This window comes from Mycobacterium sp. IDUB_39 (assembly GCF_055419205.1).
The window spans coordinates 161,143-176,261 of sequence record NZ_JBVAXF010000002.1; the positions used below are offsets into that span (position 1 = coordinate 161,143).

14 protein-coding genes are annotated in these 15,119 nt (G+C 67.5%); 8 read left to right on the forward strand and 6 right to left on the reverse strand.

The features are described 5' to 3' along the window. Both ACZY0X_RS06925 and ACZY0X_RS06930 read left to right on the forward strand, forming a co-directional pair. Positions 1 to 456, forward strand: a complete 456-nt coding sequence (locus tag ACZY0X_RS06925) for a carboxymuconolactone decarboxylase family protein (protein ID WP_463768910.1) — start codon at positions 1 to 3, stop codon at positions 454 to 456. Continuing rightward, on the forward strand, positions 446 to 1,672 hold the full coding sequence (locus tag ACZY0X_RS06930) for a hypothetical protein (RefSeq protein WP_463768911.1): 1,227 nt from the start codon (positions 446 to 448) through the stop codon (positions 1,670 to 1,672). Before ACZY0X_RS06925 ends, ACZY0X_RS06930 begins: the two co-directional genes overlap by 11 nt. On the opposite strand, the gene ACZY0X_RS06935 is transcribed toward ACZY0X_RS06930, so the two are convergent. Next, the gene (locus tag ACZY0X_RS06935) at positions 1,659 to 2,339 is read right to left on the reverse strand and encodes a TetR/AcrR family transcriptional regulator (RefSeq protein ID WP_463768912.1); all 681 of its coding nucleotides are present in this window, start codon (positions 2,337 to 2,339) and stop codon (positions 1,659 to 1,661) included. The two genes, ACZY0X_RS06930 and ACZY0X_RS06935, sit on opposite strands and share 14 nt — an antisense overlap. Before the next feature lie 24 nt (positions 2,340 to 2,363). Beyond that, entirely contained in the window at positions 2,364 to 3,602 is a 1,239-nt protein-coding gene (locus tag ACZY0X_RS06940; RefSeq protein ID WP_463768913.1) for a cytochrome P450, read from the reverse strand. Between the two features lie 99 nt (positions 3,603 to 3,701). On the opposite strand from ACZY0X_RS06940, the gene purD reads away from it, so the two are divergent. Then, positions 3,702 to 4,997, forward strand: a complete 1,296-nt coding sequence (gene purD, locus ACZY0X_RS06945) for a phosphoribosylamine--glycine ligase (protein ID WP_463768914.1) — start codon at positions 3,702 to 3,704, stop codon at positions 4,995 to 4,997. On the opposite strand, the gene ACZY0X_RS06950 is transcribed toward purD, so the two are convergent. Continuing rightward, positions 4,983 to 5,822 (reverse strand): alpha/beta hydrolase-fold protein, encoded by an 840-nt coding sequence (locus ACZY0X_RS06950; protein WP_463768915.1) that lies wholly within the window; start codon positions 5,820 to 5,822, stop codon positions 4,983 to 4,985. The two genes, purD and ACZY0X_RS06950, sit on opposite strands and share 15 nt — an antisense overlap. Positions 5,823 to 5,935: 113 nt before the next feature. Between ACZY0X_RS06950 and ACZY0X_RS06955 the strand changes: the two genes are divergently transcribed. From ACZY0X_RS06955 to ACZY0X_RS06965, 3 genes are all read left to right on the forward strand, one after another. Further along, the gene (locus ACZY0X_RS06955; protein ID WP_463768916.1) at positions 5,936 to 6,559 is read left to right on the forward strand and encodes a TetR/AcrR family transcriptional regulator; all 624 of its coding nucleotides are present in this window, start codon (positions 5,936 to 5,938) and stop codon (positions 6,557 to 6,559) included. 31 nt (positions 6,560 to 6,590) lie between these two features. Next, on the forward strand, positions 6,591 to 7,580 hold the full coding sequence (locus ACZY0X_RS06960) for an SDR family NAD(P)-dependent oxidoreductase (protein ID WP_463768917.1): 990 nt from the start codon (positions 6,591 to 6,593) through the stop codon (positions 7,578 to 7,580). Between the two features lie 61 nt (positions 7,581 to 7,641). Next, positions 7,642 to 9,069, forward strand: coding sequence for an APC family permease (locus tag ACZY0X_RS06965; RefSeq protein WP_463768918.1), 1,428 nt, complete (start codon positions 7,642 to 7,644; stop codon positions 9,067 to 9,069). Here ACZY0X_RS06965 and relZ read toward each other — a convergent pair. After that, the gene (gene relZ / locus ACZY0X_RS06970) at positions 9,032 to 10,789 is read right to left on the reverse strand and encodes a bifunctional ribonuclease/(p)ppGpp synthase (RefSeq protein WP_463768919.1); all 1,758 of its coding nucleotides are present in this window, start codon (positions 10,787 to 10,789) and stop codon (positions 9,032 to 9,034) included. The genes ACZY0X_RS06965 and relZ overlap by 38 nt on opposite strands. A gap of 40 nt (positions 10,790 to 10,829) precedes the next feature. Here relZ and purB point away from each other — a divergent pair, with 40 nt between their 5' ends. After that, positions 10,830 to 12,248, forward strand: a complete 1,419-nt coding sequence (purB, locus tag ACZY0X_RS06975; protein ID WP_463768920.1) for an adenylosuccinate lyase — start codon at positions 10,830 to 10,832, stop codon at positions 12,246 to 12,248. Positions 12,249 to 12,250: 2 nt separating this feature from the next. Next, positions 12,251 to 13,477: a cytochrome P450 gene (locus ACZY0X_RS06980; RefSeq protein WP_463768921.1), complete on the forward strand. Its 1,227-nt coding sequence runs from the start codon at positions 12,251 to 12,253 to the stop codon at positions 13,475 to 13,477. Between the two features lie 40 nt (positions 13,478 to 13,517). Here ACZY0X_RS06980 and ACZY0X_RS06985 read toward each other — a convergent pair whose 3' ends face one another. Both ACZY0X_RS06985 and ACZY0X_RS06990 read right to left on the reverse strand, forming a co-directional pair. After that, positions 13,518 to 14,378: a type IV toxin-antitoxin system AbiEi family antitoxin domain-containing protein gene (locus ACZY0X_RS06985; protein WP_463768922.1), complete on the reverse strand. Its 861-nt coding sequence runs from the start codon at positions 14,376 to 14,378 to the stop codon at positions 13,518 to 13,520. A 103-nt stretch (positions 14,379 to 14,481) separates the two neighbouring features. Then, a complete protein-coding gene (locus ACZY0X_RS06990; RefSeq protein ID WP_463768923.1) occupies positions 14,482 to 15,102 on the reverse strand; it encodes a hypothetical protein in 621 nt (206 codons plus the stop codon). Positions 15,103 to 15,119 lie beyond the last annotated feature (17 nt).

Below are 15,119 nucleotides of genomic sequence, written 5' to 3' on the forward strand. Positions count from 1 at the left end.
ATGGACGAAGCACGCCGCAAGGGCCTCGAGAAGATGAACGAGGTCTACTCGTGGGAGATGCCGAACATGGAGGGGGACGCATACTTCGACCTGACCGTCGATCACCTCTTCGGCGCCATCTGGACCCGCCCTGGCCTCTCGATGCGCGATAAGCGCTTGATGACGCTGGCTGTCGTGACCGCGCTCGGCGAGCAGGGGTTGGCCGAGGTTCAGGTGAATGCCGCGTTGGCCAATGGCGAACTCACCGAGGAGGAGCTGAAGGAGATGGCGATCTTCCTCACCCACTACGTCGGGTTCCCCCGGGGTTCCGGGCTCAACGGTGTGGTGGGAAAGGTTGCCGCCAAGCGTAAGAAGGCAGCGGACAAGGGTAGGGGGCAGGATACGGCCGAAGACAGGCGAGCGAACGTCAACGCGGCCGTCAAGATGAGCACGGGCAAGACCCTCGATGATGAGTAGGTACGCGGCGCTGTCACGCGAGGAACTGGCCACGCTGGTTCCCGAGCTGCTGCTGATCGGTCAGCTCATCGATCGATCCGGAATGGCCTGGTGCATATCGTCATTCGGTCGCGAGGAGATGCTGCAGATCGCGATCGAGGAGTGGGCGGCGTCCAGCCCGCTCTACACCAAGCGGATGCAGAAGGCGCTCAAGTACGAGGGTGTCGACATCTTCACCCTCTTCAAGGGCCTGCAGTTCGATATCGGCGCGCCGCCGCAGTTCATGGACTTCCGCTACACCGTGCACGACCGCTGGCATGGTGAGTTCCACCTCGATCACTGCGGCGCGCTGCTCGACGTGGAGCCGATGGGCGAGGACTACGTCAAGGGGATGTGCCACGACATCGAGGACCCGACCTTCGATGCGACCGCGCTGGCCACCAACCGCAAGGCTCAGGTCCGGCCCATCCACCGGCCGCCCAGGACACCGTCCGACCAGCACCCCCACTGCAGGTGGACCGTGATCATCGACGAGTCCTACCCGGAGGTGCCGTTCATCCCCGCGATGGACATCGTTGGTGCCAGCCGGGCCTACCACACCGAACTCGGTGCCATCGATCCGAACGACGAGGGAATGGCGGACTACTCGGGCCCGTTGCTGTCCGACGTCGACTTCGGTGCGTTCTCACACTCGGCCCTGGTCCGAATTGCCGACGAGGTCTGCCTGCAGATGCACCTGTTGGTGTTGTCGTTCACGCTGGCGGTCCGCGCTCGCGCGAAAGGTGATGCGGCACTGGAGACGTCGATCCGCACCAAGCAACTGATCGGCATCGCCGGCGTCGCCGCCGAGCGGATCCACAAGGCGCTGAAGCTGCCGGGTGGTGTCAAGGGCGCGCTGAGGGTGCTCGAACTGCACCCGCTGCTGAACCCGGCGGCCTACGTGTCGGCCGACGTCGACCCGGACTTCGTCCACGTGCGCAAGTCACCCGCCTACGAGGACGGCTCCTGGATATCGCTGTGCTCGCCGGTGTCCGACAAGCCGCTGCAGGCGATAGTCGCGGCCGTGGACCCGCACCTGCGCGCCGAGGTCTCGGGGACGGAGTCCGATTGGACGGTCCGCGTCATCGAGACCGACACCGCGGCCAAGGAGCTGCCCGAGGTCGAGGTGTGCAAGTTCAGTGGTGGTGCCAGCTGGGTGTTCGAGGAACGGAAGTCGCTGCCGCTCACCGTTGTGTGATGGCCGCCTCCGGCGACGGTGGTCTGATTGTCGCCTCCGGCGACGGTGGTCTGATTGTCGCCTCCGGCGACGGTCGGCTGAAGACCGCCCCGCCCACCCAGCGTCGCAGGTAGTTGCGCAGGTCCTGGCCCGTGCGCGGCGGCCGGCCGGGATCGATGACGAAGGACTGGATGATGCGCAGCAGGTGCTCGGCGAGCTCGTCGAGGTCTGCGTCGGTGAAGCCCTGAGCGGTCCAGTCGACGTCGAACCGGCGCAGCATCGAGTTGGCGAAGCGCTGCGCCACGTCCGACGTCACCGACTCGGTGTGCGCATCGGCTCGGCCGGGCACGACGAGCAGGCCGATGTGCTTGTCCTTGGGAAGCCACTCCAGTGCCGTCGCGATGGCCTCGGTGACCGCGTCGACCGGATCGTGCAGACCGTGCAGATGGGCGGCCAGGCGCTCGAGGAAGTCGTCGGCCGCGTGCACCGCGGCGGCGATCAAGAGGGCGTCGGTGCTGGGGAAGTAGCGGTACACCGTCTGGCGCGTGACACCGAGCGTGCGGGCCACGTCGGCGATGGAGATCTCGGCACCGCGGGCGTCGATGGCCTGGCCTGCCGCGGCGAGAATGCGCGCCACCGCCTCGTCATCGCTCGCGGGAGCCGATCCCGACCAGCCGTGGGTACGCACGTCGGAATCGTAGCGCCGCGAGGATCAGCCCCGGTAGGAGACCGATAGTTCCTTGACGCCGTTGATCCAGCCCGACCGCAGTCGTTGAGGTTCAGCGAGTTTGGCGATGTCGGGAATCTGGTCGGCGATCTCGTCGAAGATCAGCTTGATCTCCATGCGCGCGAGGTTGGCGCCGATACAGAAGTGGGCGCCGTTGCCACCGAACGCCAGGTGCGGGTTGGGGTCGCGCAGGATGTCGAAGTTGAACGGCGATTCGAACACCGTCTCGTCGAAGTTCGCCGAGCTGTAGAAGAGGCCGACCCGCTGGCCCTCCTTGACGGTCACGCCGCCGAGTTCGACATCGCTGCGCGCCGTGCGTTGGAAGCAGTGCACGGGGGTCGCCCACCGGATGATCTCGTCGACCGCGGTGGAGGGGCGCTCCTTCTTGAACAACTCCCACTGGTCGGGGTTGTCGAAGAACGCGTTCATACCGTGCGTCATCGCGTTGCGGGTTGTCTCGTTGCCCGCGACGGCCAGCAGGATCACGAAGAATGCGAACTCGACGTCACCCAGCGATTCACCGTCCACGTCGGCCTGGATGAGGCGCGTGACGATGTCATCGGCCGGATGCCGCCTACGCTCCTCGGCCATCGTGTAGGCGTAACCCATCAACTCGGCGTTGGCCACCGTCGGATCGGAGTCGAAGTCGGGGTCGTCGGTGTTCATGATGGCGTTGGTCCATCCGAAGAGCTTCTGCCGGTCCTGCTCGGGCACGCCGATCAGGTCGGCGATCGCCTGTAGCGGCAGGTTCGTCGCGATGTCGTCGACGAAGTTGCCACTGTCCTTCTCGGCGGCCGTGCGGACGATCTCCCTGGCCGCGGTGGCGAGCGTCTGCTCCAGCGTCGCCACGGCGCGTGGGGTGAACAGCCGCGACACGATCTTGCGCAGGCGCGTGTGCTCGGGGGCGTCGTGGTTGATCAGCAGTGCCTTGGTCAGGTCGAGCTGCTCGCTGGTGACCCCGTCGGGCAGACGCATCACCGCGCCCTTGGCGTTGGTCGACCAGAGGTCGCCGTTACGGGAGATGGACTTGATGTCCTCGTGACGGCTGATCACCCAGTAGCCGCCGTCGTTGAAGATCGACTCGCTCTGCTCGTTCCACCACACCGGGGCGGTCTTGCGCAGTTCCGCGAACTCCGTCACCGGGATGCCCCTGAGCAGGACATCGGGGTCGGTGAAGTCGTACCCCGGGGGTAGGAGCGGGCTGGTGTTCTGCATGGTCGTCATATCCACCACCTCATCGTGTGACGTACGGCACCGTTGAGATAGACCATACACTGATTCGTCGTGTGTATGCCCGGAGTCCTCGGGATAAGGTTGACAACCGTGCGCGTCCTCGTAATTGGATCCGGTGCCCGTGAACATGCGCTGCTGCTGGCGCTGCGCCGGGACCCCGAGGTGACCGACCTGTCCGTCGCGCCCGGCAACGCCGGCACGGCGAACCTCGCCGGCCAGCATGACGTCGACATCACCTCCGGCGAGGCCGTGGTGAAACTCGCCCAGTCACTCGGCTCCGACCTGGTGATCATCGGACCCGAGGTCCCGCTGGTGCTCGGCGTCGCCGACGCCGTCCGCGCCGCGGGCATCGCCTGCTTCGGGCCGACCAAGGCGGCTTCTCGCATCGAGGGTTCCAAGGCCTTCGCCAAGGACGTCATGAACGCCGCAGGGGTGCGCACCGCAACCAGTGAGATCGTCGACAACCCAGCGCATCTCGATGCGGCACTGGACCGGTTCGGGCCATCGGCCGGCGATCAGGCGTGGGTGGTCAAGGACGACGGACTGGCCGCGGGCAAGGGCGTCGTCGTCACGCCCGACCGGGACCTCGCCCGCGCACACGCCGCCAGCCTGCTCGACTCCGGGCACCCCGTGCTGCTGGAGTCCTTCCTCGACGGCCCCGAGGTCAGCCTGTTCTGCGTCGTCGACGGCGAGACCGTCGTCCCGCTGCTGCCCGCCCAGGACTTCAAGCGCGTCGGCGACGGCGACACGGGGCCCAACACCGGCGGCATGGGCGCCTACTCGCCGTTGCCCTGGCTGCCCGAGGAGACTGTCACCGCCATCGTTGACGACATCGTCAGACCCGTTGCAGCAGAGTTGGTTACGCGAGGATGCTCGTTCTCCGGGCTGCTCTACGTCGGCCTGGCGATGACGTCACGGGGACCGGCGGTGGTGGAGTTCAACTGCCGTTTCGGCGACCCCGAGACGCAGGCCGTGCTTGCCCTGCTCGAGTCACCCCTGGGGCAGCTCCTGCGTGCCGCGGCCGTCGGTGAACTCGACGAGCACCCGCCGCTCACCTGGCGTGACGGCGCCGCGGTGGCCGTTGTGCTTGCCGCCGAGAACTACCCGGGCCGCCCGCGCGTCGGGGACACCATCGGCGGGTCCGAGGCCGAGGGTGTCCTGCACGCGGGTACGTCCCGGCGCGACGACGGTGCCGTCGTGTCATCGGGCGGCCGGGTGCTCTCGGTGGTCGGTACCGGTGCCGACCTCGACGCGGCACGTGCCGCCGCCTACGAGCTCATGGGCTCGATCCGGTTGCCGGGGGGACACTTTCGCAGTGATATCGGCCTGGCCGCGGCCGAGGGGCGAATCGGTGTGTCGCCCAGAAACGCCTCAAGCGACGAGTAGCGGTGCCATCCAGGTGATCTCGGCGGGAAGCTGCGCATTCCAGAACGCGCTGTCGTGACCGCCGGGGGAGAACCCGCCCGCGGGCGGAGTGGGCAACCCGGCGATGAACTGTCTGGTTGCCGATGCAAAGGGATCTCCGTTGCCGCAGTCAATGCGGATCGGGATCGAGTCCAGGGCGGGTAGGTCCCAGACGCTGTTCGCCGCGTAGTCCTCGGCGCCGTCGAAGGCGCCGGGCGCCGTCGCTCCCGACGACGTCCACAGGGCGGGGCTGACCGCGCATATCGCCGCGGTGCGCGCCGGTCCGAGTCGCCCACCGAGGAGTAGCGCACCGTAACCGCCCATCGACCAGCCCAGGAATCCGACGCGGGACGTATCGAGCCCCTGGTCCGCCAGTGCCGGGATCAACTCGTCGAGCACCATGGCCCCCGAGTCCTCGCCCGAGGCGCGTCGGTGCCAGTAGCTGCCACCCCCGTCGACCGCCACCACCGCGAACGGCGGAAGACCGGCGGCGACCGCCTGTGCGAGACCGTGTTCGACACCGCCCGCCATCACGGTGGCGGCATCACTACCCTTACCGTGCAGCGCGATGACGGGTCGCAGTGGTCCGGTCTGACCGGGTGGCCGCGCGATCGCCCAATTCGTCGAAACCCCACCGCGCGCCGCGGAGACGAACGATCCCGTGACGTAGGTGGGCACGGGTGTCGCGGTGGCCGGAGTTTGCCCGAGCGTCGTCGAGAGCGCGTAAGCGCCCGCCGCACCGAGCGCGGCGCCGGCACCGAGACGCAGGACTGCGCGACGGTTCAGGTCTGGCATGTGGGCCATCATGCCACCGGAGTCTGGGCGGATCTGACCGAGGCAGGAAGGCAAGGGAACTCAAATTATGAGCAACACCTGATGATTGACCGAAACCGCTATGCCGCGACCTCGCGACTGGCAGCATGCAATGCGTGACGGCAGCGGTCACCCCCAAGGGTGAGAGGCGACGGTACGCGCTTGTCAGCGCGGCCGCCGACCTGTTGTGCGAGGGCGGCTTCGATGCCGTCCGGCACCGCGCCGTCGCCCGCCGGGCCGGGCTGCCGTTGGCGTCCACCACGTACTACTTCTCCTCACTCGACGACCTGATCACCAAGGCGGTCGAACACGTCGGCTCGCGCGAGTCCGAGAAGCTGAACCTGCGCGTCGCCGGGCTCTCGCGCCGCAAGCGGGGTGCCGAGAGCACCGCCGACCTCCTCGTCGACCTCCTCGTCGGCGACGGGCCGGGGACACGCGAGTCCGAGGAACTGATCTCCCGGTATGAGCGCTACATCGCGTGCGCGCGCCAGCCCGGCTTGCGCGATGTGCAGCGCCGGATGATGCAACAACGCTCCGATGCGGTGCTCGAGGTGGTCGAACGTTCGGGCCGCGCCGTGCGCGAGGAACTGCTCACCGCACTGGTGTGTGCGGTCGACGGTGCCGTGGTCGCGTCGTTGGTGGGCGTCGGGGAGGGGCCGCGGGCGACTGCGCGCGCCACCCTGGTGGAGGTCATCGACGTCCTGGCTCCCTACGACACGACCGGGGTTTGACCAGCGCCGCTGCGGGCTACTGCCTAGGGCAATGAACACCACCAGTGTGCTGACCGGCGTCGTTGACGGCGTCCTCGACCGATCACTGATCGGCTACACCAAACTCGGCTCCGGAATCCGACGACTCTGGTGGCCCGCCGACCCGCCCGCACAGGCTCTGGCCGGCAAGCGTGTCGTGGTCACCGGCGCCACGGCGGGCATCGGCGAGGCGATGGCCAAGTCCTTCGCCCGACTCGGTGCCACCGTGCACCTGCTCGGCCGCAACCCCGACAAGGTCAGGCACTCGGCGGGCGTCGTGCGCCGCGAGGTTCCCGGCTCAGTCGTCATCGACGAGATCTGTGACATCGGCGATCTCGACGCCGTGCGGGCATGGACCGACGACCTGTCCGGGCGAATCGACGCCCTGGCCGGTCTGGTGCACAACGCCGGGGCGATGCCCAAGGAACGTACCGAGACCCCGCAGGGCCATGAGACGCAACTCGCCTGCCATGTCCTCGGGCCACACCTCATCACCGAGCGCCTGCTGCCACTGCTGAACGCGGCCAAGGGATCGTCGGTGGTCTTCATGTCCTCAGGCGGGATGTACAGTGCCCCACTGCGCGTCGACGATATCGAGTCGACCGGAGGTGAGTACGACGGCGTCCGGGTCTACGCGCGCACCAAACGGATGCAGGTCGTCCTCGCCGAGGCATGGGCTGATCGACTGGCGGGCACCGACGTCCGCGTCGAGAGCATGCACCCGGGCTGGGTCGAGACACCAGGTGTCGCCGACGCGCTGCCGATGTTCCGCACCATCACCCGCCCGCTGCTCCGAGACGCCGCGGACGGCGCCGACACCGCGGTGTGGCTGGTGGCCACCAGACCGGAGTCCACACCTCACCACTTCTGGCACGACAGGGCGCAGCGTCCCACCACATTCGGGTGGCAACGCGAGCAGGATCCAGCCGCGGTCAGCTTGTTCCTCGGCCAGATCACGGCGATGACCGGCACCGGCAACGTGTGGTCAGGATCGGTGAATTGACCAGCGAAGCACGCGACTCTGGCTGATGATGGACTAAACCGGTGATGTGCCAGGAGGTGTCATGACTCAACCAGACACGGTCGAGGAGCAGCCTCAGCTCAAGCGGGTGATGGGGCCTGGGCTGCTGCTGCTGTTCGTCGTCGGTGACATTCTCGGCACCGGCGTCTACGCGCTGGTCGGCGACGTCGCCGCCGAAGTCGGTGGCGCGGCCTGGGTTCCGTTCCTGGTGGCCTTCCTGGTTGCCACCGTCACGGCGTTCAGCTACCTCGAACTCGTCACCAAGTACCCGCAGGCCGCGGGCGCTGCGCTATACGCGCACAAGGCATTCGGGATCCAGTTCGTCACATTCCTGGTGGCGTTCATCGTGATGTGCTCGGGTATCACGTCGGCGTCCACCGCATCCCGCTTCTTCGCCGCGAACTTCTTCACTGCCTTCGACTTCGACTGGGGCAAGGCCGGAATCGTCGTCGTCGCACTGCTGTTCATGGCCCTCATCGCGGCGGTGAACCTGCGCGGCGTCGGCGAGAGCGTCAAGCTCAACGTCGTCCTCACGATCATCGAGATCACCGGTCTGCTACTCGTGGTCGGTGTCGGATTCTGGGCCTTCGGCGGCGGTGGCGCCGACGTCGACTTCGCCCGCGTGGTGGCCTTCGAGACCGCTCAGGACAAAAACGTCTTCTTGGCCGTCACCACGGCGACGTCGCTCGCGTTCTTCGCGATGGTGGGCTTCGAGGACTCGGTGAACATGGCCGAGGAGACCAAGGATCCCGTGCGGATCTTTCCCAAGGTTCTGCTGACCGGTCTCGGCATCGCGGGCGTCGTCTACGTGGTGGTGGCCATCGTCGCGGTGGCACTGGTGCCCGTCGGGGTACTCGAGGCCAGCGACACCCCGCTGGTCGAGGTCGTCAAGGCCGGCGCACCGGGGCTTCCGATCGAGACCATCCTGCCGTTCATCTCCATGTTCGCGGTGTCCAACACGGCGCTGATCAACATGCTGATGGCCAGCAGGCTCATCTACGGCATGTCCCGCCAGCACGTCCTTCCGCCGGTGCTCGGCGTGGTGCACCCCAGGAGTCGTGCGCCGTGGGTCGCCATCGTGTTCACCACGCTGATCGCGTTCGGCCTCATCTTCTATGTGACCGCGTTCGCGAACAGCAATGCGATAGCCGTACTCGGTGGCACCACGTCACTGCTCCTGCTGGCTGTCTTCGCGATGGTCAACGTCGCCGTGCTGGTGCTGCGCCGCGACGTGCGTGCGGTCGGCGGGCACTTCAGGACGCCCACAGCGCTACCCGTCGTCGGCTTCCTCGCTTCGGCGTACCTGGTGCTGCCGTTCTCGGGCAGGCCGGTTCAGCAGTACGTGCTCGCCGGGATCCTCGTGGTGATCGGCATCGTCCTGTTCTTCATCACGATGGGAATCAACCGGCAGCTCGGCATCCGTGGCTCGGGCATCATCGACCCGGTTCATCTCGGCGAGGCACCTGACTAGCCAGGCCGGCACGTAGGCGTTCTAACCTGTTCTGCAACAGCTCTTTTCGGTGTGCGTTCCCGTGAAGTGCGAGATAGTCGTCGCCGAACACGGCCAGCAGCGCGTCGTCGAGGCGTCGCACCGCACCCGCCGGGTATCGGTATCCCATCGCCTTGTTGATCGCCTCCTCGTCGACCCGATCGAGGACTGCCGTCAGCTCGTCGAGTGAGGTGATGCCGAGTTCCAGCAGCAGACCCGAGATCCAGCCGTAGTGGTCGGTGCGCGACCAGCCCGCGTCGGCGTAGCGGTTGCCCAGGTAGGTGGCCAACACCGGGGTGGCGACGCGCGGATCGGTCGACGCCTCGTCCGTCGTCTCCTCGTCGACCACGGTGGAGCGCAGGCGTTCGCGGATGGCGGTGAACTCGCCGTCGGCCAATTCGAGAAGACCCGCGGCGAGTGCGAACCGGCGATCCAGATCGGGAGCGTGCTCGGCGGGGATCGAACCCTTGTAGCGGACGTCGTGCTCGAACTCCGCCCACGCATGCTGCAAAACCGTGCGGAGCTGGATCGAGGCCGGCTGCTGTTCGCCCTCCACCCCGACCAGAAGGTGCCTGCTGGCGTAGCCCCAACGGCCCTCGCGTGCGGTCTCGACACCCCAGTCCCGATCCTCGAGCAGCCGCAGTTCCTGGGCGAGCAGGGTGGCGACCGTGGCGACGTCGTCGCGCAGGTAGGTGATGACGCGCAACCCGATCTGGTCGGTGATCTCCACCAGCGGGTCGCTGAACACGGGCTGGTCGTCAACCATCCGGGCGGCCTTGGCCGCGAACGACTCGACGCTCTTGGTGCGCGCGGTGATGCTGAGGTAGTTGATGCCTGCGTCGTCGAGCAGCGCCGTCACCAGCTGAAGGTAGTGATCGGTGGAGATGACGAGGGCGGGGCGGCGCGCCACGTATTCGGCGACCGCGGCGCGCGCAGCAGCAGCGGCCGGCTCCGACTTCTGCGGCAGCAGTCCCACCGGCAGCGTCGGCGTGAGGATGTAACCGGTGTCGGCGTCGCCGTAGATGGTGACGTCATCGGGCCGGCGCACGGAGTGCAGCGCGATGTACGCACACAGCACCGCGTCCACGGGATCCTCGACGCGACGGAGTTCGCTCTTGGTGGTGGCACCCTCGGCCGCGCGACGCAGCCGCTGCCAGTCCTCATTGGGCTCGACGCGCAGCGTGAGGTCGGCGTCGGCCAGGCCCTCGATGAGGTCCATCAACTTCAGCAGCTCCGAACGCAGCTGGTCGACGTCGCGGCCGGGTTTGGCCTTGTACTTAAGCGTCCGGCCGAGCCGGAACAACGCCACCGAGGCGGCGTGCGGGTAGACCTCGAGCGCGCGGCGCGGATGTGCCGACCGCGGGTCGAGGTCAAGGTCCAGAGCGGCCGCGAGGCGCCCACCGCGCGTACCGTCGGCGAACTCGGGCTTCCCGGTGTTGGACGGGTGCGCGCCGGACTGGAAGGCACGGAAGTCGCGGTTCAGCGCCGCCTCGCACGGCCTGTTGCCGGTCGGGTTCGTCACGATGAGCGGCGCGTCGATCCCGACGACGACATCGCCGCCGACGTAGGGCTTGATCGCCTTGGTGATGCTCTTGTCATCAGTCTGTGCGGAGACGTGCAGGAGCGCGCCGTCGGCGTCGATCACGGCGACACCGGTCGGCTTGCGTTCCCCCCACGCAAGGTCGAGACCCACGAAGTACATGGGATCAGCTTGCCCCACTCGGAACGTAAGCTGTGCTTTCGTGACGATTCCGAATGTCTTGGCCAACAGGTACGCCAGCGATCAGATGACGGCAATCTGGTCGCCCGAGGCCAAGATTGTGGCCGAGCGGCGCCTCTGGTTGGCGGTGCTGCGCGCGCAGGCTGAGCTGGGCGTATCGGTGCCCGACGGTGTGGTCGAGGACTACGAACGGGTGATCGACGACGTCGACCTCGGCTCGATCGCCGCCCGTGAGCGCGTGACCAGGCACGACGTGAAGGCGCGTATCGAGGAGTTCAACGCGCTGGCCGGTCACGAGCACGTGCACAAGGGCATGACGAGCCGCGATCTGACCGAGAACGTCGAGCAGCTGCAGATCCGGCGCTCGCTGGAACTCGTGCACGCCCACGGCGTCGCGGTGGTCGCCCGGCTCGCCGAACGGGCGGTGCTCTACCGCGACGTCGTCATGGCCGGCCGCAGCCACAACGTCGCCGCACAGGCCACCACGTTGGGCAAGCGGTTCGCCTCGGCGGCCGAGGAGACGATGCTGGCGCTGATCCGGCTCTCTGAACTGATCAACCGCTACCCGCTGCGCGGTATCAAGGGCCCGATGGGCACCGCGCAGGACATGCTCGACCTGTTCGACGGCGACACCGAGCGGCTTGCCGAGCTGGAGCGTCGCATCGCCGAATTCCTGGGCTTCAACGTGGTTTTCACCAGCGTCGGCCAGATCTACCCGCGTTCACTCGACCACGACGTGGTGTCCGCGCTGGTGCAGTTCGGTGCGGGGCTGTCATCGATGGCGCACACGATCCGGCTGATGGCCGGCCACGAACTGGTCACCGAGGGATTCGCGGCCGGGCAGGTCGGTTCCTCGGCGATGCCGCACAAGATGAACACCCGCTCGTGCGAGCGCGTGAACGGTCTGCAGGTGATACTGCGCGGCTACGGCTCGATGGCGGCCGAACTCGCTGGCGCGCAGTGGAACGAGGGCGACGTCTTCTGCTCGGTGGTGCGTCGCGTGGCGCTACCCGATGCGTTCTTCGCCGTCGACGGGCAGATCGAGACCTTCCTGACGGTGCTCGACGAGTTCGGCGCCTATCCGGCGGTGATCCAGCGCGAACTCGACCGGTACCTGCCGTTCCTGGCCACCACCCGGATCCTCATCGCCGCGGTGCGTGCCGGGGTCGGGCGTGAGACCGCCCATGAGGTGATCAAGGAACACGCGGTCGCCGTCGCGTTGGCGATGCGCGAGAAGGGGTCTGAGCCGGATCTGCTCGACCGCCTGGCAGCCGACCCGCGGCTTCCGCTGGACCGCGCGGCGCTCGACGCCGCGCTGGCCGACCGGGCGGCGTTCAGCGGTGCCGCCGGCGCGCAGGTCGACGCCGTGGTCGCCGCCGTCGACGATCTGGTCCGCCGGTATCCGGAGGCGGCCAGCTACACCTCGGGCGACATCTTGTGACGATGGGCGCCGCGCTGGCTGAGGTCGACTTCACCGACCTGGACAACTTCGCGTCGGGATTCCCGCACGATCTGTTCGCACGGCATCGCAGCGAGGCGCCCGTGTACTGGCACGAGCCCACCGAGCACACCCCCGACGGCGAGGGCTTCTGGTCGGTGGCCACCCACGCCGAAACCCTTGCGGTGTTGCGGGACCCGGAGACGTACTCGTCGGTGACGGGCGGGGACCGGCCGTTCGGCGGGACGCTTCTGCAGGACCTGTCCATAGCGGGCCAGGTGCTCAACATGATGGACGACCCGCGGCACTCGCAGATCCGTCGGCTGGTCAGCTCCGGTCTGACCCCGCGGATGATTCGGCGGGTGTCCGATGACCTGCGCTCGCGCGCCCGGCGGCTGCTGGATTCTGTTGTGCCGTGCCAGCCCTTTGATTTCCTCGTCGACGTGGCCGCCGAACTGCCGATGCAGATGATCTGCATCCTGTTGGGAGTGCCGGAGTCCGAACGACATTGGCTGTTCGAGGCCATCGAGCCGCAGTTCGACTTTGGCGGTTCGCGCACCGCGGAGGTGTCCCGGCTGTCGGTCGAGGAGGCCGGTTCGCGGATGTACTCCTACGGTCAGGAGCTGATTGCGGCCAAGCGTGCGGCACCGACCGACGACATGCTGTCCATCGTGGCCAACGCGGCCGTGGACGACGGCGGCGGACTGTCGGATCTGGAGCTGTACCTGTTCTTCAGCCTGCTGTTCAGCGCAGGCGCGGAGACCACTCGCAACTCGGTGGCCGGCGGGCTGCTGGCGTTGATCGAGAACCCCGCCCAGATGGCGCTTCTGCGTGACGACGTGGAGCTGCTGCCCGGGGCCATCGAGGAGATGGTGCGGTGGACGTCACCGTCACCGTCCAAGCGCCGCACAGCCACGCGGGATGTGCAGCTGGGTGGCTGTGCAATCAAGGCCGGGCAGAAGGTGCAGATCTGGGAGGGTTCGGCGAACCGCGACTCCGCGGTGTTCGTCGACGCCGACGTGTTCGATGTGACGCGAAAGCCCAACCCGCATCTGGGATTCGGTCAGGGCGTGCACTACTGCCTGGGCGCCAACCTTGCTCGCCTGGAGCTGCGGGTGCTGTTCGAGGAGCTGTTGAGCCGGTTCTCGTCGGCGGAGTTGGTGGCGCCCGTCGAGTGGACGCGCAGCAACCGGCACACCGGAATCCGGCACATGGTGGTCGAACTGCGGTAACCCATGCGATTTCGGCGCGTTTCCGTTCGCCTGCCGACGGTTAGCGCGCCGAAGTCGCGCGTAGGACAGTCGCGATGACGCGGTCCGGGTACTCGACGAGGTCCAACCACGTGAATCGAAGTACCTGATAGCCGGCCAGCGCTATGGCGTTCTGCTTGATGCGGTCGCGCTGAAATACCACCGAGTCGATGTGGAAGGCGAATCCGTCGGCCTCGATGGCGACCTTCTCGGACTCGAAGACGACATCGACCTCGTAGCCGGCGATCCATTGGTTCGCCTTCCAGCCGGTGATGCCGGCGTCCTTCAAGAGTCGGGTCAACACACGCTCCGCGTGTGACCGGGCGCCGCCATCCGCGGCTTGAAGGAGTCGCCGTGCGGCTGGCGAGCCGTGCCGTCCCTTGTTCCGGAGGTGTGCCGTCCACAGCGTGGGCAGATCGGTGTGCCGCTGTAGCGCTGTATCCATCAATTTCACGCCACCGCCTCGCCGCACTGATGCCTCGAGCGCCGTGAGTGGTAGGGCCGTCATTCGTACACCGCGGCACTCCACCACGTCGGTCGGTGCCAGATCGCGGCGCCGAACCCGAGTCCCGTCGTGGCAACGACCATGACTGCGCTTGGGCACGGTGACTTCGATGACGTCTGGGGCGAACTTGGTGATGTCGAACCACCACGCCGCCGCCAGGCCGCTCGCCGCTGCCTGCCCGCCGTAGCTCCAGACGGCGGCACGTAGGCGCGCGGCGTCCGTGAAGGGTCGATCGGCGGCGAAGTAGACACCTCGCGAGCATCGTCGCCAATGACCGGACCGAACGCGGCGATCGATTGCATCCTGACTCAGGCCGGCCGTCTCGGCTTGTGAGGACGTGATCACGCCGTCGTGGCGGCGCAGCAGGTCGTCGAGCACATGTAGATCGACGCGAGCCGGGCTTCAACGGTTCCATCGTGGGCGGATTGTGTGCGCTTGGCCGCGCTCACCGCGGCTGCGCGCGCACAAATCGCTGTTGGGGTTAGGGGCGGCGGCGGGCGATGCCTGCCGAGCGCAGCTCCAGGTTGGCCAGGCCACGGACGGCGACGGCGTCATCGCGCCGCCAGGCGCCCACCGGGTCGATGCTGACCTCGGCGAGCCTGGCCAACGGCCGATTCGCCAGTGCCCGCAGCGCCAACAACTGCTCACCGGCCGGGGTCGAGGCCAGTGTGATCGCCGTCCACTTGCGACGGAAGAACCTGATCCGCAGGAACAGCCAGGGCATCGCGATGAACAGGATCGGTGGCGCCGCGACGGCGAGGGCCAGCACCACGGCCAGCCAGGTCGCCGTGGTGTCGAGGTTCTGCCCGGCCCCGGCGATGTCGAGGGCGGCCTCACTGGCGGCGCGCAGGGGTTTGGCCAGGGAGTCGCCCACCAGCGGGAAGTTGTCCGCGTTGTCGCCCGCCGAGTTGAGGTTGCCCGCCACGCCGGTGGCGCCGTCCTCGACCTGCCTGCCGACCTCGGCGATCGTCGACACCGCGGTGTGCACCGCCAGGCCGACGGTGATCCATATGACGGTCCAGACGAGTACAACCAGATCGCTGACCAGTTGGCGCAGCAGCCGGGCGGGTGTGGTCGCGTAGGGGACGTACTTGGAACTCATGGATCGATCCCAACACA